Origin of the sequence: Psychromonas sp. MB-3u-54 (genome assembly GCF_002836415.1) — a bacterium.
GTDB lineage: Bacteria > Pseudomonadota > Gammaproteobacteria > Enterobacterales > Psychromonadaceae > Psychromonas.
The window spans coordinates 1-25,498 of sequence record NZ_PJBP01000163.1; the positions used below are offsets into that span (position 1 = coordinate 1).

Consider the following 25,498-nt stretch of genomic DNA (forward strand, 5'->3'; position numbering starts at 1 on the left):
CCAAAAAAACGCCTTCTCTGTTTTTACTGGTCAATTGCGGATGCAGGCGACATAAGCGGATTGCCTGGCCAAACTTTTCTTTGCCAATCACGCTTAATACCCGGGTAAATAACTGCTCATCAAGATGAAAGGTTTTAATGGCATAGATAACCGCACAGTCCAGATTAACATAACTTGTACCATCAAAATCAAAAGCTTCGGTTTCTTGTTCAAGATAGAGCTTGTCGTTATTTACCCGCAGTTCCCAACCTTGATAATTAATACGTGTCTGGATCATTTCAAACATAAACCAGGCACTGCGTTTAAACCCTTCAAAAGCACTGCCTTCAAGTTCAGATTCTGCCAGCTCCTGCTTAGTCCAATTCGACCCTATAGCCAAGGTTTTTTGATGTTTGACCGTTAATGCTTTTTTAATCGCATCCCGGTAGGAAAATAATGAACTGAATGCGGTACGTTGAACAATACCAGCACACTCATTACAGCACGGCACGCAAATTGGCGCATGGGTAATTAAACTCTCTTCGCTACTGTATTTAGGAAAGTTAATCACTTTGTCTTGCGGCTCGCCACAAAACCAGCATTGGTTGCGCTTATTAAAGGGGATTTCAATCAAAGGATATTTATTCATGCTTTTCCATTTTTGCCATACAAAAAACAATAATAACAAAGCTATTAAGAAAGTGATCAACTATTATGCGGGAAAGATGGCGACTCGCAAGTCCCTTGCGAGTCTTTCATTCATTTGCCTTGTATACAGACTATTCTGCCAATATCTTGTGGCAAATGAGTTCGGCTAATTGATGCGTTGCAAGATTACGTTCAACAACCGACGGAGCTAACTTGCCCTTTTCCACGACCCTTAACCAATCATCGATCATCCCCGTAAAGCCTTTGCCGGTTAACATCGGCGTCCAGTCAGGCAGTGCAATGGCGGACTCTTGATTATTCTGCCAGCGTTTACCAGAGACAAAGGAATCAAACTCAAAAGCATCATTTTCATAACTCGCTGAGATACGCTCTTTAGTTGCACCATAAACACGATCCATTGAGGCATGCAATAGGGTGTTTTGTTGTTGCCACTGAATATCTACACGTGATAACTGCTGACCTTGAGACTGCCAGGTAAGGTAGACATCATCTAAGTTATTTTTAGCATCAAGGTTGATACTGTCCAGCGGATGAATAAAGTCGTCAAAAATAAAGGTCCGAATATCTCCCGGTTGATTGAATCTATTTTTCTCCCAACGTAATGATAATAAGGAGGAATGCTCTTTGGCATTTTGAACCGTAGGCAGATACTGATTGTACAAAGGAATAAAACGACGATTAAATCCCAGATACAAAGGTTGCTGATGCTTTGCAGCCAACTCATAGAGTGTTTCACAATCAAAGGCATTATCCGCCAGAGGTTTATCAACAAAGGTTGGAATGCCCCGTTGTAAAAAAAAGGTCGCGATTTCCAGATGAGAAACCGTGCTGCTATGAATCATCACCGCATCAATCCCGGCTTTCATTAAGTCTCGATAATCTGAATATAATTGATCAATACGATACAACTTAGAAAGTTTTCTTAACGTGTTTTTATCGCGTGTACAGAGAACTACTTCAAGCCCTGAGATTTGAGTGATAACGGGTAAATGCGCTTTTTGTGCAATATCACCCAGTCCAATAATAGCAAGTTTCATTCCATCTCCCAGTGACTACCTTTATAAGGTCTATTATTTCAAATAAATTTATATTGCGCCACAGGCAAAAAAATATTGAGCTAAGGGCAATACTTCTCATTCAGCAGGCAAAAAAAAGTATTGATCTAAGATCAATACTTTTTATTTTGCTCATCACAAGCAGTTAGTTAAAAGGTCTGACTTACCAGCCTTTAACAACACCATCTTTGAAAATTTTCATTGCAGCGTCATAAACTGTTTCTGTCTGGTACGCTTTAAGAAAGTTTTGGACATTTTCAGCAGCGACATTATCTTCACGTGCAACCAGCAAGTTAACATAAGGAGAGTCTTTACCTTCAACAAAAAGACCATCTTTCTCAGGTGACAAGTTAATGCTGCTTGCGTAGGTTGTATTAATAATAGCAAGGCTTACATCTTCCAAAGAGCGTGGCAACTGCGCCGCTTCAAGCTCAACAATCTCTAAATTCTTTGGGCTGCTAGCAATATCAAGTACGGTTGCACCCAGACCTGCGCCCTCTTTTAATACTAGTAGGCCCTGACGCTCAAGCAGCATCAATGAACGACCTAAGTTACTTGGATCGCTTGGCACGGCAATAAGATCACCATCTTGTAATTCATCAAGTGATGTAATTTTGCTTGAGTAGCCGGCAATAGGGTAAACAAAGGTATTACCTACCACTGCAAATTTATAATCACGATCTTTGATTTGCTGGTCCAGATAAGGTTTATGCTGGAATGCATTAACATCAATAGAGCCTTCGGCAAGTGCCGCATTTGGCGTAATGTAATCAGAAAAAGTAATTAGCTCCACTTCTAGACCGTATTTTTCTTTTGCAACTTGTGCAGCAACTTCAGCTACTTGAGCCTCAGCTCCAGCAATAACACCGACGGTGATTTTATTATTATCAACAACAGCATCTTTATCACCACAGGCGCTTATAAGCAGTGTGGAAGCAAGACCTACAACGGTAAAAATATTTTTCAGGTTCATAGTATATCTCCTTTCAAGGTATCCCTTGATTTTTTAAATGTTAACGTAAATGGGTATTCTTAGCGGTGATCCACATACTTAACGAAGTGATCACCCATTGATTGAATAAGTTGTACAATAAAAACTAAAATCACTACTGTAATCATCATCACGGTCGCATCAAAGCGTTGGTAGCCATAACGAATGCCAACGTCTCCAAGGCCACCGCCACCAACAGTGCCGGCCATTGCCGAATAACCAACTAAGGTCACAAGCGTAATAGTAACGGCATTGATAATGCCGGGTAGCGCTTCTGGTAAAAGTACTTTAGTAATAATCTGAGCAGGTTTTGCACCCATGGCCTGCGCAGCCTCTACCAATCCTGAGGGTACTTCTAATAACGCTCCCTCAACAAGACGGGCAATAAACGGTATTGCCCCAATGGTCAGCGGCACAATCGCTGCGGCGGTCCCGATAGTAGTACCCACAATAAAGCGCGTAAAAGGAATAATCGCCACCAAAAGAATAATAAAGGGGATCGAGCGACCAATATTGACCACCATACCCAATATTTTATTAAGAAAATGATGCTCAAGTAATCCATTTTTTTTACTTAAGTGTAAGACAATACCAACGGGAATGCCTATCGCAAATCCGATAAATCCGGAAGCGAACACCATCGCGACTGTCTCACCTAACGCTTCGAGTAATAATTGCAGAAGACCTTCATGCCCCTCCCACCAACTCAACACTGAATCAAATGACATAACCTAATACCTCAACTTCTACATTATGTTCTTTTAAAAAAGCAACTGCTTTTAAAGCCGCGTCTTCCGTACCAAAAAACTCAGCTAACATCAGGCCAAATTTAACCCCGCCAACATAGTCCATATTAGAGCTGATAATACTGATATCTATATCAAACTGCCGTGCCAACTGGCTGATTACAGGCGTATCAACCGATGCGCCGGTAAACTCTAAACGCACCAGAGGAAAACTTTTTTCAACTCGAGTTGGCAATAAACGCGCACGATAATCGGCGGGAATAGTAAGATCCAGAGTAGAACGGATAAACTGACGTGCCAATTCTGTTTTGGGATGTGCGAAAATATCACCAACAGGTCCTTTTTCAACCATTTTCCCATCACCAATAATAGCAACCTGTGCACAGATACCTTTGACGACTGCCATTTCATGGGTAATTAACAAAATGGTCAAATTTAACTCGCTGTTAATCTTGCGCAGTAGTTCTAAAATGGATTGTGTGGTTGCGGGATCCAGTGAGCTGGTCGCTTCATCACACAATAAAACCACCGGATCGGACGCCAATGCACGCGCAATCGCCACACGCTGTTTTTGTCCCCCACTTAAATTAGCAGGGTAAGTATCGCTTTTGTCGGTTAGACCAACAAGCTCCAACAAACTATTGACCTTCTCTTTAATTTTATCCTTGCTGACAGCCGCTAATTCAAGGGGCAACGCCACGTTATCAAAAACGGTTCGCGAAGATAACAGGTTAAAGTGTTGGAAAATCATGCCAATTTTACGGCGTGTTAAGGTTAGCTCCTGCGTTGACAGTTTAGTCAAATCAACGCCATCAATAATAATGCTGCCACTTGAAGGGCGTTCTAATAAATTAACACAGCGAATTAAAGTACTCTTACCCGCACCCGAGGAACCAATAACACCAAAAATACTCCCCTGCTCAATAGAGAGGTTAATATCACTGAGTGCATGAATTGCTCGCCCGGCTTGATAAAATACTTTATTAACTTTTTTTATCTGGATCATCAAATTTCCTGAATTTAACGGTGAGTGATCTACATTTTTCTATTCACACTATGCGGAAAGCAGATGAAAGCGAAATACCGCCGAACACTAAGCCGTATAGACGTCTAAGTCAATATTTTCTTCTGATCCCTTCAATTATTGTTGCCATCAACAAACCAGGGGCTCAATCATTAAAACTATCTTTGCAAAGCTTGAACAATCAATAGTGAAAAAACACGCGAATCTACCTTTGGCTTTTACTGTAAATTAGTTAACATGAAATTTCTAATTTTCTAGTTAAAACAGCGTACTAGATTAGAACAGTCAATAAAAAAATTGAAAACAGCGCAAGCTCTGATTAGTATCAAGGATTAAAAAAGAATAAAACCGGAGCTTTTTAATAACAAAATGGAGTTTTAAAGATGAGTCAAAAAAACAACAGCCAGTCTTCGCCTTTCAGCCGTCGAGATTTTCTTAAAACCACTACCGGTATTGCCATTGCAGGCGTACTGTCCGGCACGGCACAGGCAAGTGGCTCTAGGCATAAGCATTCAGATGACTCAAGGGATCGTTGGGAAGATTCAGACAATCACCATTCCGATAAGAAATTTTGGGAAAAAATAAGTGAAGAGTTTATTCTCGATCCGGAAACGACCTATATGAATATAGGCACGACCGGTTCAATGCCTCGTCGAGTGCTCAACAGCTATAATGACAATAATCAAATTGTTGCCAGTAATCCGTGGGATATGCAAAATAAATTTGGTGATTGGCCTCATACGACTGAAATGACCGATGCCATTGCAGCAGGTTTTGGTGCTGATAAAGACGAAATTGTAATAAGCCGTAATACCACAGACGGCATGGTAAGCATTATTAACGGCCTGGATATTCACGAGGGGGATGTGATCTTAACCACCCACCACGAACATGTCGCCGCCATTTCACCCTTAACTATTGCAGCGAAGCGCTATGGCGCGATCGTTGTTTACTTAGAGATCCCTGTTTACAGCGGTGATAATGAGATCAGCGCACAAGACTTTGTAGACGTTTTCGCACAAGGTATTGCGGATGCTCAAGGCCCCGTGCGTTTAATCGCTTTTTCCCATATCACCTACAAAACAGGGACTACTCTACCGGCTAAAGCGATCTGTGAATTGGCTACTCAACATGATATTTCAACCTTGATCGATGGTGCTCATACTATCGGTATGATGAACGTAGATTTTCATGATATAGGCTGTGATTTTTATGCAGGCTCCGGACATAAATGGCAATGCGGCCCGGGTTCAACGGGTATCCTTTATGTAAAGAAATCATCGCAAGAGAAATTAATCTGGTTTATTAACTCATCATTAGGACACATTGATTCTTTCTCTGCGCAATGGAAACTGCAATACAAAGGCAATGACAATTTCCCAGCTCTGCAGGCGTTAACGGATTCGTGCAAAATGTGGGATAAAATTGGCCGTGATAAAATTCAGGAGCATGTTTTAGATTTAAGCGCACTGTGTAAAGATTTATTAACAGATAATAGAGCTTTCCCTTTCGGACGGCTCTACGCACCTAATATCCGTGAACTATCAAGCGGTATCACCTCTTTTAATCCCTTTTATGATCAAACAGATTTGATTATATTAACCGAGTTTAGAGATCGTTTACGTGAAGAAACTGGTTACATCATCCGTACCACTGACTTTAAAGTACAGGTTGATGATAACTTAGAGACCCATGCGCTGCGCATTTCAACGCACCTCTTCCATAATGACAAAGATGTAAAGGGTTTAGTTAAAGCGATGGCTAAGCTATACCGAACAATGTAATTATCGACATAACAGCATAATTTAGATAAGCTCTAGGTTGTGCTATTTTTGAAAAAATAAGCAAATTTTTAGCTGGCATAGAGGTAAAAAATGGTCATTAAGCGTATTCCCTTCATATCGGCTCTCTTCTTGGCCATGTTAACAATAACCACTGCCCAGGCCAGTATTCGAGATCTGGCTGAAATCCAGGCAGCAGGAGTACTTCGCCATATCGGAATCCCCTATGCCAATTTTGTGACTAAATATCCGCAGGGTGACAAAATCATTCACGGGGGAATGGACACCGAACTGATCCAGGCCTTTGCGGCTCACTTAGGGGTTAAATATGAATATGTCCCGGCAAAGTGGAGCAATGTGTTCGGAAAATTAACCGGTCGAAATGCACAATTCAATAATAATAAAATAACCTATGGCGAACCGCAAAGTATAGAGGGTGATATCATCGCCAATGGTGCGACTACACTTGAGTGGCGCAAAGAAGTGATTGATTTTTCTGATGATTATTTCCCCTCTGCAGTATGGTTAGTATCACGCAGTGACTCGGATTTACAACCGATTCGGCCAAGCGGATCTCTCGAGAAAGATATTGCTCAAGTCAAATCACTGCTTAACAAGCGTGACGTGTTGGCAATGAAACAATCTTGCCTGGATCCTGACCTATACAATCTGGAATTAACCGGTGCTAATATTATTTTTCCCGTTAAAGAACGCAAATTAAATGAAATGATCCCCGCCATTCTTAACCACGATGCAGACAGTACTTTATTGGATGTTCCCGATACACTGATCGCACTGGAAAAGTGGCCGGGAAAGATTAAGGTAATCGGCCCCATCTCCTTCGAGCAGCGAATGGCCGTTGGCTTTCGTAAAGAATCACCGGAATTGCGCAAAGCTTTTAACGCTTATCTAAAGCAGATTCGAGCTGATGGCGCTTACAATCAAATAGTGCAGAAATATTACCCCAGTGTATTTCATTTTTATCCAAAATTTTTTGCAACCTCTAGTGCAGTAAAATAGCACTATGGTGATAAAAAAGTGGTTTAGCAGCAAAACAGCTATTATTCTGGCGGCTGTTGTATTAATAGCTTATCTTATTTTGATTCTGGCGGTGACCAACCTCGGTCAACAACGGCTCAAGGAATCCCAATATAATGAGTTACAACTTAAAGTCACTAACTATGCAGATACTCTGGGTTTTTTCTTTGAGGTCAACCAGGATAATATTGACAACATAGCGACAGATAAAACCATGCGCACCTTTTTCGCCAACCTGGCTTCCGGAATGTCTATGGAATACGGATTAGGTTCAAGCCTGTTTAACTTAAATAAACTGATCGGTGACCTTGCTCGCAGCGGCAACATTAATGGCATTCCAATTTACGAACGGATCGCGTTAGTTGATTTAAACAGGCGTCCTATCGTCGACACAAATCAAGATACAACACTAAATATTAGCCAAATCCCATTTTCTGAAATGGAGGAAAACACATTCTCGAAGACAAAACACCCTTCAAAAATCATCGCCATTAACACGCCTGCCGGATTAAAAATTAAAATAGTGCAAACTGTCTATTATCAAAATAAACCCAGTGCACTATTAATTGCCGAAATTAATCATAACTTATTGATTCGGCAGCTGCTCACGCAGAGGCAAAATAACAATAATAATCACATTCAACTGTCAACGCCGATTGGCAATATTCAAGCATGGAACTCTTTTACAGCATCGAATACAAAATCCTCCCCCGTACCCATAGACGATATACATAATGCGCATATATACGTTGAAGCTCCGATCAGGGGCACAATATTTAGCTTAGAGGCTTGGTTTGAACCCGTCGGTGAACAGGATATATTTACATCTGGTTGGTTTGTTTTAGGCATTTCAATCTTGGCATTCCCGGTATTAATGGGACTTTATTATCTAATGCGGATCAATAAAGCCAATATAATACTGCACACTAAGGTTGAACTATCGACTAAACAACAAACTATTCTCGCCGAGCAAAATACTAAGTTACAAACTGAAGTCACAAAACGTAAACAATCCGAGCAAGAGCTTGTGCATCAAGCTAACCACGATTCTTTGACTCAATTACCTAATAGAAGCTGCAGCCAGAACAGGCTTATTCGGGCGATTAATCACTCCCAAAGAGATAATACGCAGATTCTGATTATGTTTATCGATTTGGATAATTTCAAACAGATTAATGATACTTTAGGCCATGGAGCAGGTGATCAAATTCTCCAGCAAACCAGCGAGCGACTGATTAGCTCAGTGCGCAACACCGATACCGTCGCTCGTTTGGGAGGAGATGAATTTTTACTCATTATTCCTAAAATAACAGGCGAAAAAGCAGCACAAGATTTAGCCTGTAAAATTCTCACGTCCTTTGAGCAACCTTTTCATATTGATAATCAGGAATTTTTCACCTCAACTAGCATAGGTATGTCTATCTACCCGCAGGACGGCAAAACCCCCAAAAATTTGCTGAAAAATGCAGATACCGCCCTGTACAGAGTTAAAGAAGCCGGACGTAATGGTTTCAGTTTTTACGAGCCAAGCATGAATCATGACGTACAGCGTAATCTTTTATTAAACAGTCGCTTACGCCAAGCCATTAGTAATAATGAGTTAGTACTATACTACCAGCCTATTATTGACCTAAAAACGCGTAAAATCATCGCTGCTGAAGCACTTTTGCGCTGGCAAGATAAGCAGTTAGGTTCCATCGCGCCCGATGAATTTATTCCTTTGGCCGAAAAAAATGGCTTGATTCATATTATCGGAGAACGAGCACTCGAACAGGCTTGCACTCAGGCCGCCGAGTGGCAATCAATTTCACCCGTTAAAATTGCAGTGAACTTCTCCTGCGTACAGTTTCGCTACTGCGATCAACTGCTGCTTAAAATCAGAGAAATCTTGAAAAAAAGTGGCTTGCCGGCTAACAAACTCGAAATGGAAGTAACGGAAAGCCTTCTGATTAACCAAGATGATAACCTTATGAGCATGTTAGAAGAGCTCAAAGCGGACGGTGTTCAACTCTCCATTGATGACTTTGGTACAGGTTATTCCGCATTAAGTTATCTGCAAAAGTTTTCTTTTTCAACGCTTAAAATTGACCGTGCGTTCATCAGTAACATGGCGACCAACAGTGCAGACATGAGTTTGGTTACCGCTATCTTAGCAATGGCCAGCGCATTGAAATTAACCGTCATTGCAGAAGGCATTGAGAATGACTGGCAGGCCGATTTATTGGAGCGGCAACAGTGTGAATACGGTCAAGGATATTTATTCAGCAAGGCAGTTAGCGCAGCGGAGTTTAAAAAACTGTTATTAAAAGATAATCAATGCAAGACCTTGGAAAGCCTGGAGTATCAAACTAAATATGTTTGAAAAACGATTTATACCTATCTGGATGAAGAACTGTCTGCCGGTGGGTAATAATAAGAATTTTATGTAAAAAAACGCAATAAATAGGATCTAGGTTATTGTTATTTTCTCCTGTTGCTCTAAACTTTGCGCAAAAATTCACTCGCAGAGGTTATTAAATGTCCAGCAAAGTATATATTACTGCCCAACAACTACTTGAAGACTCATTTCGTCTTGCCGCACAAGTCTATGACAGCGGTTTTCGTCCACAATTTATTGTTGGTATTTGGCGAGGAGGAGCTCCTATTGGTATTGCAGTACAGGAATACTTTGATTACAAAAAAGTAGAGACCGACCATATTGCAGTGCGTACCTCTTCCTATTATGGTATTGGCAAACAAAGTAAAACCATAAAAGTTCATGGCCTGCATTATATTATTGAAAATGCGAATGCTGATGATGGCTTATTAATTGTTGATGATGTATTCGACTCAGGCAGAAGTGTGGTGGCATTAGTTGAAAGACTGACAGCAGAAATGCGCTTAAATATGCCCACCGATGTACGCATTGCTACGCCCTATTACAAACCTAAAAATAAAACCGTTGCCATAGTGCCTGATTATTTTATCCATGAATCGGAAGAGTGGTTAGTTTTCCCCCATGAAGTCTCAGGCTTGAGCATTGAAGAAATCGTTTCCGGTAAAAGTGATTTTGAAAATATTAAGCATTTATTCACTGAATCAGTCTGATTTTTTTCACTAAATAAAATACTTATGGCATACCCAAATTATTTAAAGATGCTGGCATCAGCAAATAGTTTGGGTATCTAATACCAAAAAAATAAAAAGATGATCACCCTTGCTGGTTAAAATCATCCCTAACTCCGTTGTGAGTTTTATTCAGAACATCCTATTCTTCACCACTTTGTGGTCAGCTAAAGCTGTTCAAAATCGTTCCATACGATTGTGTGAAGGAGAATAACGATCGAATGCAACTTTAGTGTTAATTTTTCCTTCGCAATCATTAATCACTTCATTAATTCTTTTGGTATAACATCTTATTTATTCTCTCGTCAGTAACATAACCAGCTGTTTTATCTAATAAATCTGCATATAACTCAAAAAAAATTTCCGATAGCACCGCATAATGCTTAACCAAGGTTTCACCGGTTAAAGCTAATGGTGCCATTCTTACGCTGCGCAAAGACATACGCTCTAGCGCATACTGAATATTATCGACTTTCTGGTAAGACTCAATCCACTTTTGCTGCCAAAGCAATGTTGAGGTTTTTTTAAAACTCTCCGGAAATGCATTTATTTCACGGGCAGATTCCAATTCAATTTGTAACTGCGCTTGCTGGCAAAAGCCGCCTAATGATAAATCATGAAATTGAGACCAATGCTTAGCCAGAAAATGATCCCAAAACATATCTAAAGCAATCGGTGCATAACGACGCAGATCGGCGGAAAACAATGGTTTAGCTAATTTAACCAGTTGATGCTGGTCAGTATAACTATCAACAAAACGATGCAGACGAATTCCCTGCACAATATCACCGTTAAATTTCCCGCTGGGATCCCCTTTAATAAAATCGCCCAAAAAATTCCCTACAAAGCTGGTCCCGGTATGCTCTGCAATATGTAAGTGTGCAAGAAAATTCATGTTAAAATCCATCAAGAGTGACAATTAAGCGTAATTTATAGCCCCTGTTAAAGAAAGTAAAACAATAAAAAGGGGCAAATTGACATCACGCTGAATGAAAATTAAGTCACCCCGTATTTGAAAATTATTAATCGGCTTTATTATCAGTCTTTGCGGCTTTAAAGTTAAATTTTTGCCCGGCGATACTCGCTTCATACATTAACCCACCTTTAGCCAAGGTGAAGACAGCAAAACCACCGACATAATTTGCTTTGCTTTGCTTATTACCTAACGCAGCCCCAGTACCAGTACTACCTGCTTGCGCCGATGTACCATAGGTCAGCGCAACGGCACTTGCCTGAGCGCCAAATTCAAAGCTACCGGCGGTAAAAGCATTATAGGCACGCTTATCCTGTAAGAAAATAATTTGGCTGAAGGCTTGACCGCCCAACTGAAAACCCAAACTGATTTGTATCATATTCACACTGCCCGTCGGCCGTCCGCCTAAGTAGACTTGCCCCTCTCCATAGGCACCGCCAAGACCAATACCGCCTTTTCCTATAGTAGGGAAAACGGCATAACCATAAGCATTATCAAAAAATTCAGCGGTGCTTGGCGAACGTTGAAACTGCTCTATTGTTGTTTGATACTCATTGGCGGCAACCTGTAAACTCAACACTAAACCACCGGCACAAAGTGCTAACCATTTTTTCATTTTATAGATCCTTGAATATTTGAGGGTGAGTAAAGTGTTAATACCAAATTAGTTGATTTTCTCTGCACTTACGCTGTTTAAAATGTATAGCATAAAATACCGTTTAGTCTTGGTTATTAAATTGATTCATAAGCATTATATTCCCAATCTGTTTCTCGATTATGGGAAATTGTACCTAGGACAAGACCGAAAGAATATTACTTAAATATAGTTCACTCTATTTGATTCTGCGTAGCATTTAATGCTTTCTAGGATTGCGGATTAGCAGATATAACGATGCTTTGATTAAACTGAGTATTGTGATGACTCGAAAGGATCATTGAACGGTTTAAATGTCAGGTAGAATGAAATGTTGAAGGGGTATATTTAAAAAAGGGTAATCGAGCTGCTGTTCGATTAAATCCAAATTGAAGTTTGTAGTAAAACAATCGCGGCAGTGACAGCAAGCATGATAAATAATCTAACTATATCGCGACTAATGTTAACAATTTTTTAAATTCAATATCAATAATAACCAAATCATAATCACACTTATTCAGTTTAATTGTTGCAAAAAAAACCGGCTCAATCGATTGCAGAAGCGTCCCTCATAATTTTCATGTGAGCCCGCGCGCAGCAGAGAATATCCATTATTAGCAGCGATGAGAAACCTGCTATGCTGCTTTATTTACACCTTTCAGGCGAACAGCTTAACGCTGTTAATCTAACCTCAAACTACCGGGAGATAATGATTCTTGAATCTTCAAGTAATTTGGCTATATCACTAAAAAAGGAAGTCTACATGAAAGCAGTTGCTTACCAAAATTCACAACCAATTACCCATCCTCAGGCTTTGATTGATATCGACCTTCCAAAACCAGTCGCCAGTGGCACTGATATATTAGTCAATGTTGAAGCTATTTCAGTGAATCCCGTCGATACAAAAGTTCGCAATAACGTCAATCCGACCGATCAGCAATACAAAATATTAGGTTGGGATGCGGTTGGAACGGTTGTCTCCATTGGTGAGCAGGTAACCTTATTTAAACCCGGCGATAAAGTTTGGTATGCAGGTGCAATTAACCGCCAGGGTGCAAATTGTGAATACCATCTGGTTGATCAAAGAATCGTTGCTCTGGCTCCCCAAAATTTATCCTGCCGCGAAGCCGCCGCCATGCCGCTTACCTCAATTACAGCATGGGAAATATTATTTGATCGCTTTAATCTTAATAGTGAGAGTAAAGGTACCCTGTTAATTATTGGCGCTGCGGGCGGTGTGGGATCGATCATGATTCAACTGGCGAAACAGCTCACCAATCTGACCATTATTGCCACAGCATCAAGACCGGAAACACAAAGTTGGGTCAAAGCATTAGGTGCTGACCATGTGATTAACCACCGTCACAATTTAGAACAGGAGCTGCAGGCAATTGGTCTGGACAATGTCAACTACATCGCCAGTCTTACCCATACGGAAGAGCATTTTTCGGGCATTGCGACAATTATCGCCCCACAGGGAAAATTAGCCGTGATCGATGATGCGGCGACCCTCGATATTATGCCGCTTAAGCGTAAGAGCGTCTCTGTTCATTGGGAACTGATGTTTACCCGCTCACTATTTGAAACAGAGGATATGATTGAGCAGCATAAATTATTAACCCGCGTTGCCAACATGGTGGATCAGGGAAAATTAAAATCGACCGTGGCAAATGATTTTGGAACAATCAATGCCGCGAACCTTATCAAGGCGCATGCTTTATTAGAATCGGAAAAATCCAAGGGGAAAATAGTCTTGTCTGGTTTTTAAAAATAGTCTTGTCTGGTTTTTAAAAAGAGTTAGCAACAGGCGTTTATACCTGAAAATATTTAAGTACTGCGGTGCTTAAGCTGATAACGCTTAAAATGCCTCTGAATTTTTTCAGAGGCTAAAAGCACATTACAATGAACGTACAGCACGTGATGCCGGATCATAAATACCCGACAAGGTTCTCATGGTAGCGGCAAGTTCACCCAGTTGATCGCCGATATCCAGCTTGCTAACGGCATCAACAAGCCATTGTTCGCGGATCTTGCGATATTCCGCGCAAAATTTCACCCCGCTTTCTGCAACCTTATAATAGGTATCTTTGCCGCGCCTTTCACTTTCAACCAGATCCCGCTTAACCAGTTTGCGCACCGAATAGGAGACATTATGAATATCTTCAATATTGAGCGTGAATGCCACATCCACGATCCGTTTTGGCCGGTCACGATGATGCATGTTATGCAATACCAGAATATCAAGCGGTCCCAGCTCAGGAAGCCCCGCGGCAAAACTGCACGACAGCATCCAACGTTCAAAGGCGTTATTGAGCATGGTTAATGCATACTCAAATTCACTTAACGTAACGGAATCTTTCCCCATCAAATGTGATGAAGAAACGATTGGAAAATATTCATTTTTTTTCATAGTTACCTCTTTTTAACTGGCGGTCATTTCCGATGGTAGCCAAGTGACAATACCCGGGAATACCGTGACTATTACGACCGCGAAAAGCAATAAAAAGAAAAACGGCAGCGCAGCCTTCGAGATAAAGATCATATCACGCCCGGTGAGGCTTTGGAGGACAAATAAGTTAAAACCAACCGGCGGAGTTATTTGTGACATTTCAACGACCAGCACAATATAAATACCGAACCACAACGGATCAATCCCAGCCTGCAGCACCATAGGTAAAACCACTGAAGTGGTCAGCACCACAACGGATATGCCGTCTAAGAAACAGCCCAGCACCACAAACAGCAGGGTCAAAATAAACAGCAGCAGATAAGGGGAAAGCTCCATTGCCGCGATACTTTCCGCCAGCATACGGGGTAACCCGATAAAACCCATTGCAACGGTTAAAAAGGCGGCGCCGGCAAGGATCAAAAGAATCATGCATGAGGTTTTTGTCGCCCCCATTAAACTGCCGACCAGACTTTCCCGAGTCAGGGAGCGACCGGTAAAAGCAAGTAATAATGCACCGACGACGCCAAAAGCAGCCGCTTCGGTCGGGGTTGTTAAACCACCATAAATAGAACCCAGAACAAATAACACCAGAAGCCCAACAGGAATAAGCTTAAGCAGTGCTTTCAGCTTTACAGACCAGCTGTAAGTGACAGTGTCGCTGGGTACTTTGCTCGGATTGCGCAATGCCCAGTACATGGTATATCCCATAAACAGCATTACCAGCATCATACCGGGCACGGCACCTGCGATAAATAAACGGCCAATAGAGACCTCTGCGGCCACACCGTAAACAATCAGGATAATCGACGGTGGAATTAAAAGACCGAGCGTGCCTGAACCTGCCAGTGTTGCAATCGCCATTTTATCATCGTAGCCCTGCTTTTTGAGCTCAGGCAGGGTCATTTTACCAATAGTCGCCGCCGTTGCAGCCGATGATCCGGATACTGCGGCAAATAGACCGCAACTTAAAATATTAACATGTAACAGGCGACCGGGTACTCGTCCCAGCCAGGGTGTTAAGCCTTCAAACAGGTCAGTGGATAAACGGGTTCTGAACAGGATTTCCCCCATCCAGATAAACAGCGGTAAAGCCGCGAGTGACCAGTCAGACACCGCGCCCCAGGTGGAGGTTGCATAGATCAAACCAAAGGCATCGTTACCCAGCAGAATCATACCTGAGATAGCCACCATCAGTAGTGACAAAGCCACCCACAATCCGCTGGCAAGAAAACCGAAGAGCACAACCAGAAGGATGCCTCCAATAATCAGTTCATTCATTGACTCTCTCCCTTTGAATCCTGACGTTCTACTCCGTCAACGTTGATAAAATCTTTTTCAGCGAGCGATTCCTCTTCAGAAAGCGGAATCCGCTTACCAAAGAAAAGACTGCAGACGGTCAAGTCAATGACCGAGATAGCAAATATAACCATGCCAATGGCGACAGGAAGTTGAACAATCCACATCGGAATGGCGACAAAACCCGACGAGACCTCCTCATAATCCCAGGACTCCCAGACCATATAACAAAGCTCGTAGGCTAAATATGCGACTAGAACAGACGCGCTGAGCAGGACAAAACGCTCGCAAAAAAGTGCACTTTTTTCGCTCAAGCGTGAAGTAAATAAGCTCACTCGAATATGACCGCCATGCTGAAATGTATAAGCTAATGCCATAAAACTTGAAGCTGCCAGCAGGAAGCCGGCAAAGTCATCACTTGAGGGAACAACAATTCCCATCCAGCGTCCGACCACGCGAGCGAGAATCACAACACATATGGCGACGATACATACGGCGGATAAAATTCCGGCTCCGTGATACAACTTATTCAAGAAACAACGCATGAATAGAAACTCCTGTTTTTTATTCCCCTCGGGGACTAGACCCAAATGACTTGAAGAGGCAGACATCAGCATCTTCAAGTAGTTTGGGATATATTATTTTTTGTACGCGTCTAAGATGGCTTTACCTTCAGTTCCGGCTTCTTTCAGCCAGTCTGTTGCCATGGTATCGCCAATGTCATTAAGAGAGCTCATCAAAGCTTTCGTCGGCGCTGCTACATTCATCCCTTTATCAGCAAGAATCTTAGTATTTAATGCCGTTTCTTTTTTAGCCATTTCCCAGCCGCGCGACTCTGCATCAGCAGACGCTTGTAATAGTCCCTGTTGAGTTTTTTCATCCAAACGTTTAAATGCACGGGTATTAATAATCACCATGTTTTTCGGAATCCATGCCTGCACGTCCGTATAGTGGCTGACATAATCCCAAGATTGGCTGCTGACACCTGTTGTTGGTGAGGTGATCATCATATCGATAATGCCGGTGGAGAAAGCTTGCGGAATTTCGACGGTTTGCACCGTAGTGGGTGATGCCTTCAGTAAAACAGATAATTGGGATAGGGTTGAGCTGTAGGCACGCATTTTCCCACCTTCCATGTCTGCTACAGAGTTAATGGCTTTTTTACTGTAAATACCCTGTGGCGGCCATGGCACAGAATACAACAACATCATGTTATCTTCGGCCAGTTTGTTCTCTATCGTCGCTTTTGATACAGCGTATAACTTCTTCGCCTGATCAAAGTCAGTGGCTAAAAACGGCAGATTATCAAGCTTAAACACCGGATCCTCATTGCCTAAGATACCGATAAAAACTTCGCCGATAGAAATCTGGCGGGAACGCACGGCACGGACAATCTCTTTATGGTCGATTAACGAACCACCCGCATGAACGACTATCTCAAGCTCACCATCGGTTGCCGCTTTAACATCTTCAGCAAATTGACGGATATTCTGAGTATGATGAGTTGAATCAACATAAGGTGTCGCCATATCCCATCGGGTGCTGGCAAAGCTGGTCGAAGTGGCCGCTATAGCAAGCAGCATTGTGGTTGTTTTAAGAAATACTCTCATTGTTTTAGTTCCTTTTTTAACGCCTCAGGTCGATTAGACCTATCTGCTATCCATTTTATTTTACTGTTATTAACAAATAACGCCTGTTTAAAATGGATAATACTCACCGTCATTTTTGTAAAAAATGACAGAACAACTTAAATTTCAAGCACCGAACTTATACGTACTGCAACAGTTTGGCAACAAATTAAAAACAATTTGCTTACAAATCGTCTTCAATGTATCTTTGAATCACACTTTTGGGATCATGATAAGGTTCATTTATCTATCGCGTCGCTCTCAAATAATCACCCTAACGTCATAACAGGAAGGTAGAAATGAAACTTAATTGCGATATGGGAGAAAGTTTTGGTATCTGGGAAATGGGTTTAGATGAAGCAGTGATCCCCTGGATTGATATGGTTAATATCGCCTGCGGATTCCATGCATCGGATCCGGATGTGATGGCCAAAACCGTTCAAGCAGCCGTTGAAAAAAATCTCCAGATTGGTGCCCACCCCGGCTATAATGATAAAATCGGCTTCGGACGACGCAGTATTCCTCATTCCCAAAAGCAGATATCCCACCTGATTGCCTACCAAACCGGTGCCCTGCAGGCAATCTGCCAGCTCTATGACAGTAATGTTGAATATGTAAAACCCCATGGTGCACTGTATAACGATATGATGGTGAATGAAGATATTTTCCGCGCAGTGCTTGAGGGGCTGACCAAACTGTCTCCGCGACCGGCGCTGATGATCCTCGCACAAACGGATAATAGCCTCTACCAAGATATTGCTGAGCAATCGGGTGTGCGCTTAATTTTAGAAGCCTTTGCCGACAGGGCCTATACACCGGAAGGCCGACTTGCTCCGCGCTCACAAGCGGGTGCGGTATATCATAACGCAGAGCAAATTATCGAACAGGTGATGCAATTAGCCAAAAATGGTTGTGTTACCACAATCGAAGGTGGCCAACTGCAGCTTAACGCTGACAGTGTCTGTGTTCATGGAGACAATCCGGAGTCGGTGGCAACGGTCGAACAACTTTTTAAGGCATTGAACCCATGAAATCAGCCGTTATCAAGCGGGTATCAGAAACCCATGTAATGATATATATCGGGGACACTATTGCCCCTGAACGGGCATCTCTGTTCGGCTCTCTGTGCGAAAAAATTCGTCTGGAGTTCAGCGCAGGGGTTATTGAGGTGGTCCCCTCCTATACCTCGATTATGATTGAATTCAATCTCTCAAAAATATCCTATGGGACTCTGGAAGCAGGTTTAACCGAGTTACTTGGTGGTTTTGAACAAAGCGCACAAAAAATCCAAGCAAGGGTTATTGAACTGCCCGTTTATTACCACGCCGATGTAGCGCCGGATTTACAGACGCTGGCTGAAGCGAAAAATTTATCTGTCCAGCAGGTTATCGAGATTCATTGCCAGACCCTTTATACCGTATGTGCGATCGGATTTTCTCCCGGTTTCGCCTTTCTTGGCAGCGTCGATGACCGGATAGTCATGCCCCGTCACGCCAGTCCGCGCCTGAAAATACCCGCAGGCAGTGTCGGTATTGCTGACCGACAGACGGCCGTTTATCCCGATGATTCACCGGGTGGATGGCAGATTATAGGTAACTGCCCAAGCACCTTATTCAGTCCGGAAAGGGAGCCGATGATGCCGTTTTCGGTCGGTGACACGGTACGCTTTAAATCCGTATCACTGGAAGAGTTTACTCAGCAAGGAGGACAAAGATGTCCAAACTGGAAGTAATTCAGCCGGGAATGTTATCGCTTATTCAGCGCGTTGGCGTTGCGCATTTGGATTTAAGTCAGGAAGCTTCTGCCGGTGAATCGGCGTGTTTTAAGCAGGTATCAGCAGAAGAGTTTACTCAGCAAGGAGGACAAAGATGTCCAAACTGGAAGTAATTCAGCCGGGAATGTTATCGCTTATTCAGGATGTCGGTCGCTTTGGCGTTGCACAACTCGGGTTAAGTCAAGGCGGGCCCGTTGATCTGCATGCCTACTGCTGGGCAAACCATTTACTTGCTAATAGCATGCACTGTCCGGTACTTGAAATTACATTAGGTCAGGCGAGCTTTACAGCCCGGGAAGACACTATGGTAGCACTCACGGGAGCCGATATGATGGCGACCCTTGACGGAACAGCACAAAAAAACTGGCGCAGCTTTCAAATCAAAAAAGGACAGACACTTAAACTTAGCTTTGCTCAAACCGGGCTTAGAGCTTATCTTGCCATTGCCGGCGGTTTTGCTGCACAGAAAATATTTGGCAGTAGCGCCACCGTGATGCGCAATAAACTGGGAGGACTGACCAAAGGCGACGGTTCCCTTGCCAGAGGAAACAAAATAGCAGCGGGGCAGTTATTAAGCGCGGCAAGCAGTAATCAGGATCGCACTGTTTGCCTATCGGTTCCAAACCATTTTATTCCGGACTATGGCGATATTATCGAGATTGGCGTACTGCCATCATATCAAGTTGAAAGCTTTCCTAAATTACAGCGCGAGCGATTTTTTCAAAGTAGTTTTACCGTTAGCCCGCAAAGCGATCGGATGGGTGTGCGTTTAACAGGTGCGGAGATTAAGTGTGATACTGCCGGAATTATTTCCGAAGGCATTGCCCTTGGCGCGATTCAAATCCCGCCCGACGGGCAACCGATTATACTGCTTAATGATCGCCAAACGCTGGGAGGTTATCCGAAAATAGGCTGCGTATCACGCTTGGATCTACCCAAAATAGCACAAGCCAGAGCGGGTTCAACAATCCACTTTTACGCTGCAGACATTGAAGAAAAATCGTCACAATGGTGTGAGTTTTTAGGTTTTTTCAACGTATAGAGTATGTACTAACGTTTAATCAATCGGCGCGAGACAACTTCCACACTGGAGTTATAAGTTCCCTGTGCAGCGAGTAAGGCCAGTTGCAGTGTTTTTTCTGCAATGACTTCTAATTGCTGCGGTAAAGACTGTACTTTGATTGGTAAAAAATCTAACAGGCGGTTATCACCAAAAGTCGCCAGTTCAGTTTTTTTCTGTAATTCTGGATGCGCTAATAAACAATCCAGTACTCCAACAAACAAGGTATAAGAGGTAATTAAAATCGCATCGGGAAAGCAATCCTGATCTATCCATTGCTGCGCTAAACATTGACCTTGTTCGATACTGAAATTTTCACCATAAGCGTATTGAACCTCAAGGGTGCCGCTGTATTGTGCCAGTGCCGCTTTAAATCCTAATTCTCGCTCTTTGGAGACTCCCAGTAATGGCGCAGCACCAATTAAACCAATACTGTTAATGTTTTTTTCTAATAAGGCTTCACATAACTGATAAGCCCCTTCCAAATCTTCACTGATTACACTGCTGAAAAATTCATCATCCAAACACCTGTCGATACCTACCACAGGCACACCCTTAGCCTGCACGTTACGATAAAAGGGATCATCTCCGGGCAATGCAGTGGCAACAATTAACACATCAATACCCCGCCTAATAAGATTTTCAGCAACGTTCATTTCTGTCTTAATTTCATCACCCGAGCAACAGATTATTAATTGAAAACCTGATTTTCTGGCATCGCGCTCTAATAGTTTAGCGATTTTGGCATAACTGGTATTTTCCAGATCCGGGATAATTAAACCAAAGGTACGGCTATTGCCCGCCCGTAGAGCACTGGCTGCATAATTAGCTTGATAATTATATTTATCCACAACGGCCATCACTTTCAAACGCGTTTTTTCACTAATACGGTATTGCTCTGCTTTACCATTAATAACATAACTGGCAGTGGTACGAGAGACGCCTGCTAAACGCGCTATTTCTACTAATTTCATCAAACATCCTTTCTAAAAAACAATTATCGAGATCCGTATCACAGTATAGGAAATCACCAAGCCAATAACCATCAAAAAGCAGTTGCAATTGTAGCTGAAACGGTTCAGCATGACAACTGAATCGGTTCAGCAGCGATAAAGATAAGAAATAACAGATTGCGAGTACAGCTATTCACATCTCTACAGTGAGTATAAGACTGGATTACCCATTTCTTAAATCGTTGCTTGGCGCACAACTATACTGAAGACTAAGATCTCGGTTGTGAACATTTTTAAACCATTAATGACTGCGTTAATAAGCGCGACAGTCACTAACTTTAGTAAGGTGTCCGGCATGTTATCAATTAATACCCACGATATTATTCTCGCGCAAACAGCAGAGAATAAACAAGATGCAATTAAATCTATCGCTAACGGCCTGCTGGACAAAGGTTATGTAGAAAGCGGTTATGTTAACGGCATGCTCGCTCGTGAAGCGCAAAATACAACTTTTTTAGGTAATGGTATCGCCATCCCCCATGGAACAACGGATACCCGTGATCAAATAAAACAAACCGGTGTTATTTTGCACCACTTCCCACAGGGTGTGAATTGGGGTGATGATAATACGGTTTATTTAGCCATAGGTATCGCGGCAAAGTCAGATCAGCATTTAGAAATTTTAAAAATGCTGACTAAAGTACTTTCAGCTGACGGTGTTGAGCAACAGTTACAAAATGCAAGCACGGCTGAAACTATCGTTGATTTATTAACCGGTAAAGTGCAAACCGAAATGTTGTTAACGGCTGACTTAATCAAGCTCGATGCTGCCGCACAGGATCTATCACAACTAACCGCGCTTGCAGCCGATTTACTCAAAAATCAGGGGGCGACCAGCGATACCTTTGCTGAGACAATAGCGGCTAACACTCCAACGCATTTAGGCCAGGGTCTGTGGTTAAGTGCCAGCAACCAAGGTGTCAATAAAACCGCTCTCTCTTTTGTAAAAACCCCGCAAGCATTAAAACATTCAAATAAACCGGTCAACGGCCTGCTCTGTATCGCCAGTAACAGTGAACTGCATTTAAAAACGCTGGAGCTTCTGATTGACCTGATTGATAAGCAAAAAGCAGAGAAACTGTTCAGCTCGAATCAGGAACAAGTTATCAACCTGCTGACGAAAGAAATACTCGAAGGCAGCCAACAGGTTTTTACTATTAGAAATCCGCATGGTTTACACGCCCGTCCGGGTGCAATGCTGGTTAATACGGCGAAAAAATTTGCAGCAAGCATTCAACTGGCGAAAGCGAATACGCCGGACAAAACAGCCAATGCAAAAAGTTTAATGAAGGTGATGACCTTAGGGGTCAAGTTTAAAGACCAGTTACAGGTTACCGCGCAGGGTGAAGATGCGGATCAAGCACTACTTGCCATTGGTAAAGCGATTGAAGAAGGTTTAGGAGAATCAATCCAATGAGTAAAAATCTGAAAGTGGTTACTGTCACTCTAAACCCAGCCTTAGATCTCACCGGCTCACTTGAGGTATTACAGACGGGGTCAGTGAATTTAATGGCAACCGGCAGTCTGCATCCGGCAGGCAAAGGTATCAATGTTGCCAAGGTACTTGCCGAACTCGGCGCAAAGGTCACTGTTACGGGTCTACTCGGGGAAAATAATCAAGCTTCGTTTGTCGCGTTATTTGAATCGTTAAAGATCAATGACCAATTTATCCGTGTTCAGGGTGATACGCGCATCAATGTCAAAATTGTTGAGAAATCCGGTCAGGTGAGCGATCTCAACTTTCCGGGCGTGAGCATCGGAGAGTCTGAATTAGCCGAATTTGAGCGAACTTTATTTAAGCTTTCAAAAACACATGATGTCTTTGTTATTGCCGGAAGTCTTCCGCAAGGCGTGACACCGGAACGTTGTGCAGGCTGGATTGAAAAACTGAACAAAGCAGGTAAAAAAGTATTTTTTGATAGCAGTAATAAAGCATTAGCAGCCGGTGTTAATGCTCATCCTTACCTGGTTAAACCCAATGATGAGGAACTCCGTGCGTTACTTAATCTACCATTAAAAAATACGAATGAGATTAAGAATGCCGCGCAACAATTACAGCAACAGGGTTGTCATAATATAGTTATTTCTATGGGTGAAAATGGTGTGCTTTGGCTTAACAAAGCCGGCTGGCTCAAATCAACGCCACCTAAAATGGAAGTAGTCAGCACAGTTGGCGCCGGCGATACCTTAGTGGCAGGCCTTTGTTGGGGTGAGCTAAATCAATGGAATAAATCACAAAGTTTAAGTTTTTCTACCGCATTAGCAGCACTTGCTGTCAGCCAGGTAGGCGTCGGTGTTGAAGACATCGATCAGGTTGAAGCATTGCAAAAAAACATAAAAATAACAGCAGAGTGATTAAACAGGTCATTTAATTACGTCGCTATTAATAACTTTATAAATAAATGGTTCAGAGGATAAGAAGATGAAATTAGCCATAGTCACCGCATGCCCGAGCGGCATTGCCAACAGTATTATTGCAGCGGGTTTAATTGAAAAAGCGGTCTCGGCATTAAACTGGGAAGCGACAATTGAATGTCAATCTAGCGTAAAACCTGTACAGCCTTTAACTCAACAACAAATTGATCAAGCCGACTGCATCGTTATTGCAGCGAATACCGCGGTTGATCTTAGCCGCTTTCAAGGTAAAAAAGTGTATCAATCTGATATTAGCCAATGCCTGGAAGATACAAAAACCTATTTACAAAATGCAGTTAACAATGGGGAACTGCTTATCCAATCCACAACGAGGAAGACCATTATGTCAACAGCTCAAAAAATTGTTGCAATTACAGCCTGCCCAACCGGTGTTGCACACACCTTTATGGCGGCAACAGCCTTAGAAGATAAAGCTAAACAGCTTGGTTACGAAATTAAGGTTGAAACACGCGGCTCAGTCGGCGCAAAAAATCAGTTAACAGCAGAAGATATCAGCGCAGCTGATGTGGTTATTATTGCCGCAGATATTGCCGTTGATTTAGCCCGTTTTGATGGCAAAAAATTGTATAAAACCAGTACTGGTTTAGCCCTTAAAAAAACCGAGCAAGAAATCAACAAAGCATTTTCCGATGCAGCGGTTTATCGCAGCACAGGTGCCGCTGAAAGCAGTGACGGCGAACAAATGAAAGCATCGTCTGCTATCTATAAACACCTTATGTCCGGTGTTTCTCATATGCTACCCGTGGTTGTTGCGGGTGGTTTATTAATTGCGTTGTCTTTTGTCTTCGGTATAGAAGCCTTTAAAGAGGAAGGGACACTGGCAGCGGCATTAATGACTATCGGCGGCGCCTCCGCTTTTGCACTGATGATACCGGTATTATCTGGTTTTATCGCCTTTTCGATTGCCGACAGACCCGGTCTTGCACCCGGTTTAATTGGCGGTATGTTAGCAAGTTCAACGGGAGCCGGTTTCCTTGGTGGTATCATTGCAGGTTTCCTAGCGGGTTACACCGCAAAATGGGTTGCCGATAATTTCCCACTGCCAGATTCTATGGCGGCGCTAAAACCCATTCTAATCATCCCTTTGATTGCCAGCTTAGTAACAGGTTTAGTGATGATCTACGTAGTTGGTACGCCCGTCGCTGCAATCATGGCCGGACTAACTGACTTCCTTGCAAGCATGGGCTCAGCAAATGCCGTGTTATTAGGTATTCTTCTTGGCGCAATGATGTGTTTCGACCTTGGTGGTCCAGTGAACAAAACAGCCTATACCTTTGGTGTAGGTCTATTGGCCTCACAAACCTATGCACCGATGGCGGCGATTATGGCTGCGGGTATGGTACCGGCTTTAGGCATGGGTCTAGCGACATTCTTAGCCAAATCTAAATTTATCGCCAGTGAAGCAGAAGCGGGTAAAGCATCATTCGTATTAGGTCTTTGCTTTATCTCTGAAGGTGCAATCCCGTTTGCCGCGCATGATCCATTACGCGTAATCCCTTGTTGTATGGCCGGTGGCGCGTTAACAGGTGCACTGTCTATGTTATTTGGTGCGCAACTACTAGCACCACACGGTGGTTTATTTGTACTGCTTATCCCGGGTGCAATTAGTCCAGTACTGCTTTACTTAGTCGCGATTGCAGCAGGAACAGCAGTGACTGGTATCAGTTACGCTTTCCTTAAGAAAAACGACCGTAAAGAAGCCGTTGCGGCTTAATTAGACGCTTTAAATAGCGACGGCTTAATCCATAAAAACCCGGCACATTGTCGGGTTTTTTTAACGGAAAATATCGTCATTTTGAAGAAAACAGAATATTTTTGAATCCATTCAGACGAAGAAGGTAAATAAT

The 25,498-nt window shown here is 42.6% G+C and carries 24 protein-coding genes; 12 read left to right on the plus strand and 12 right to left on the minus strand.

Annotated elements, in window-relative coordinates:
- The 5 genes from CXF72_RS11815 to metN all read right to left on the minus strand — a co-directional run.
- Positions 1–628 (minus strand): hypothetical protein (locus CXF72_RS11815; RefSeq protein WP_101039218.1); only part of this gene is annotated, 628 nt, incomplete at its 3' end.
- Between the two features lie 130 nt (positions 629–758).
- Entirely contained in the window at positions 759–1,685 is a 927-nt protein-coding gene (locus CXF72_RS11820; RefSeq protein ID WP_101039219.1) for a Gfo/Idh/MocA family protein, read from the minus strand.
- A 181-nt stretch (positions 1,686–1,866) separates the two neighbouring features.
- On the minus strand, positions 1,867–2,676 hold the full coding sequence (locus CXF72_RS11825) for a MetQ/NlpA family lipoprotein (protein ID WP_101039220.1): 810 nt from the start codon (positions 2,674–2,676) through the stop codon (positions 1,867–1,869).
- 59 nt (positions 2,677–2,735) lie between these two features.
- Positions 2,736–3,422 carry a methionine ABC transporter permease gene (locus CXF72_RS11830; protein ID WP_101039221.1) on the minus strand — a complete coding sequence of 229 codons (687 nt, stop codon included), beginning with the start codon at positions 3,420–3,422 and terminating at the stop codon, positions 2,736–2,738.
- Entirely contained in the window at positions 3,412–4,446 is a 1,035-nt protein-coding gene (gene metN / locus CXF72_RS11835; protein ID WP_101039222.1) for a methionine ABC transporter ATP-binding protein MetN, read from the minus strand. Before metN ends, CXF72_RS11830 begins: the two co-directional genes overlap by 11 nt.
- A gap of 401 nt (positions 4,447–4,847) precedes the next feature.
- Here metN and CXF72_RS11840 point away from each other — a divergent pair, with 401 nt between their 5' ends.
- The 4 genes from CXF72_RS11840 (at position 4,848) to CXF72_RS11855 (ending at position 10,370) form a co-directional block, all read left to right on the plus strand.
- Positions 4,848–6,248, plus strand: coding sequence for an aminotransferase class V-fold PLP-dependent enzyme (locus CXF72_RS11840; RefSeq protein WP_101039223.1), 1,401 nt, complete (start codon positions 4,848–4,850; stop codon positions 6,246–6,248).
- A gap of 90 nt (positions 6,249–6,338) precedes the next feature.
- A complete protein-coding gene (locus tag CXF72_RS11845) occupies positions 6,339–7,265 on the plus strand; it encodes a transporter substrate-binding domain-containing protein (RefSeq protein ID WP_101039224.1) in 927 nt (308 codons plus the stop codon).
- A 4-nt stretch (positions 7,266–7,269) separates the two neighbouring features.
- The gene (locus tag CXF72_RS11850) at positions 7,270–9,645 is read left to right on the plus strand and encodes a putative bifunctional diguanylate cyclase/phosphodiesterase (protein ID WP_101039225.1); all 2,376 of its coding nucleotides are present in this window, start codon (positions 7,270–7,272) and stop codon (positions 9,643–9,645) included.
- A gap of 155 nt (positions 9,646–9,800) precedes the next feature.
- The gene (locus tag CXF72_RS11855) at positions 9,801–10,370 is read left to right on the plus strand and encodes a phosphoribosyltransferase (protein ID WP_101039226.1); all 570 of its coding nucleotides are present in this window, start codon (positions 9,801–9,803) and stop codon (positions 10,368–10,370) included.
- Between the two features lie 286 nt (positions 10,371–10,656).
- Here the strand turns inward: CXF72_RS11855 and CXF72_RS11860 are convergent, their stop codons facing one another.
- Positions 10,657–11,283, minus strand: a complete 627-nt coding sequence (locus CXF72_RS11860) for an acyl carrier protein phosphodiesterase (RefSeq protein WP_101039227.1) — start codon at positions 11,281–11,283, stop codon at positions 10,657–10,659.
- A 127-nt stretch (positions 11,284–11,410) separates the two neighbouring features.
- Positions 11,411–11,977, minus strand: a complete 567-nt coding sequence (locus CXF72_RS11865; RefSeq protein ID WP_101039228.1) for a YSC84-related protein — start codon at positions 11,975–11,977, stop codon at positions 11,411–11,413.
- Positions 11,978–12,758: 781 nt separating this feature from the next.
- Here CXF72_RS11865 and CXF72_RS11870 point away from each other — a divergent pair.
- Positions 12,759–13,763, plus strand: a complete 1,005-nt coding sequence (locus CXF72_RS11870) for a zinc-binding alcohol dehydrogenase family protein (RefSeq protein WP_101039229.1) — start codon at positions 12,759–12,761, stop codon at positions 13,761–13,763.
- Between the two features lie 129 nt (positions 13,764–13,892).
- Here the strand turns inward: CXF72_RS11870 and CXF72_RS11875 are convergent, their stop codons facing one another.
- The 4 genes from CXF72_RS11875 to CXF72_RS11890 form a co-directional block, all read right to left on the minus strand.
- Positions 13,893–14,405, minus strand: a complete 513-nt coding sequence (locus tag CXF72_RS11875; RefSeq protein WP_101039230.1) for a winged helix DNA-binding protein — start codon at positions 14,403–14,405, stop codon at positions 13,893–13,895.
- Positions 14,406–14,417: 12 nt separating this feature from the next.
- Entirely contained in the window at positions 14,418–15,722 is a 1,305-nt protein-coding gene (locus CXF72_RS11880) for a TRAP transporter large permease (protein ID WP_101039231.1), read from the minus strand.
- The gene (locus tag CXF72_RS11885) at positions 15,719–16,285 is read right to left on the minus strand and encodes a TRAP transporter small permease (RefSeq protein ID WP_101039232.1); all 567 of its coding nucleotides are present in this window, start codon (positions 16,283–16,285) and stop codon (positions 15,719–15,721) included. The genes CXF72_RS11880 and CXF72_RS11885 overlap by 4 nt, the downstream gene beginning before the upstream one ends.
- A gap of 93 nt (positions 16,286–16,378) precedes the next feature.
- Positions 16,379–17,350 carry a TRAP transporter substrate-binding protein gene (locus tag CXF72_RS11890; protein WP_101039233.1) on the minus strand — a complete coding sequence of 324 codons (972 nt, stop codon included), beginning with the start codon at positions 17,348–17,350 and terminating at the stop codon, positions 16,379–16,381.
- Between the two features lie 317 nt (positions 17,351–17,667).
- Between CXF72_RS11890 and CXF72_RS11895 the strand changes: the two genes are divergently transcribed.
- From CXF72_RS11895 to CXF72_RS11905, 4 genes are read left to right on the plus strand one after another with little or no spacing between them, the layout of a single operon-like run.
- Complete coding sequence (locus CXF72_RS11895; RefSeq protein WP_101039234.1) at positions 17,668–18,399, plus strand: 5-oxoprolinase subunit PxpA; 732 nt, start codon at positions 17,668–17,670, stop codon at positions 18,397–18,399.
- Positions 18,396–19,100, plus strand: a complete 705-nt coding sequence (gene pxpB / locus CXF72_RS11900) for a 5-oxoprolinase subunit PxpB (protein WP_101039235.1) — start codon at positions 18,396–18,398, stop codon at positions 19,098–19,100. Before CXF72_RS11895 ends, pxpB begins: the two co-directional genes overlap by 4 nt.
- A complete protein-coding gene (locus CXF72_RS19365) occupies positions 19,082–19,255 on the plus strand; it encodes a hypothetical protein (protein ID WP_157823249.1) in 174 nt (57 codons plus the stop codon). Before pxpB ends, CXF72_RS19365 begins: the two co-directional genes overlap by 19 nt.
- Positions 19,237–20,184, plus strand: coding sequence for a biotin-dependent carboxyltransferase family protein (locus CXF72_RS11905; protein ID WP_101039236.1), 948 nt, complete (start codon positions 19,237–19,239; stop codon positions 20,182–20,184). Before CXF72_RS19365 ends, CXF72_RS11905 begins: the two co-directional genes overlap by 19 nt.
- 8 nt (positions 20,185–20,192) lie before the next feature.
- On the opposite strand, the gene cra is transcribed toward CXF72_RS11905, so the two are convergent.
- Positions 20,193–21,176: a catabolite repressor/activator gene (gene cra / locus CXF72_RS11910; RefSeq protein ID WP_101039237.1), complete on the minus strand. Its 984-nt coding sequence runs from the start codon at positions 21,174–21,176 to the stop codon at positions 20,193–20,195.
- Positions 21,177–21,510: 334 nt separating this feature from the next.
- Here cra and fruB point away from each other — a divergent pair, with 334 nt between their 5' ends.
- From fruB to fruA, 3 genes are all read left to right on the plus strand, one after another.
- Positions 21,511–22,632, plus strand: coding sequence for a fused PTS fructose transporter subunit IIA/HPr protein (gene fruB, locus CXF72_RS11915; protein WP_101039238.1), 1,122 nt, complete (start codon positions 21,511–21,513; stop codon positions 22,630–22,632).
- Complete coding sequence (gene pfkB / locus CXF72_RS11920; protein WP_101039239.1) at positions 22,629–23,570, plus strand: 1-phosphofructokinase; 942 nt, start codon at positions 22,629–22,631, stop codon at positions 23,568–23,570. Before fruB ends, pfkB begins: the two co-directional genes overlap by 4 nt.
- A 67-nt stretch (positions 23,571–23,637) precedes the next feature.
- Positions 23,638–25,365, plus strand: a complete 1,728-nt coding sequence (gene fruA / locus CXF72_RS11925; protein ID WP_101039240.1) for a PTS fructose transporter subunit IIBC — start codon at positions 23,638–23,640, stop codon at positions 25,363–25,365.
- The last annotated feature ends 133 nt before the right edge of the window (positions 25,366–25,498 follow it).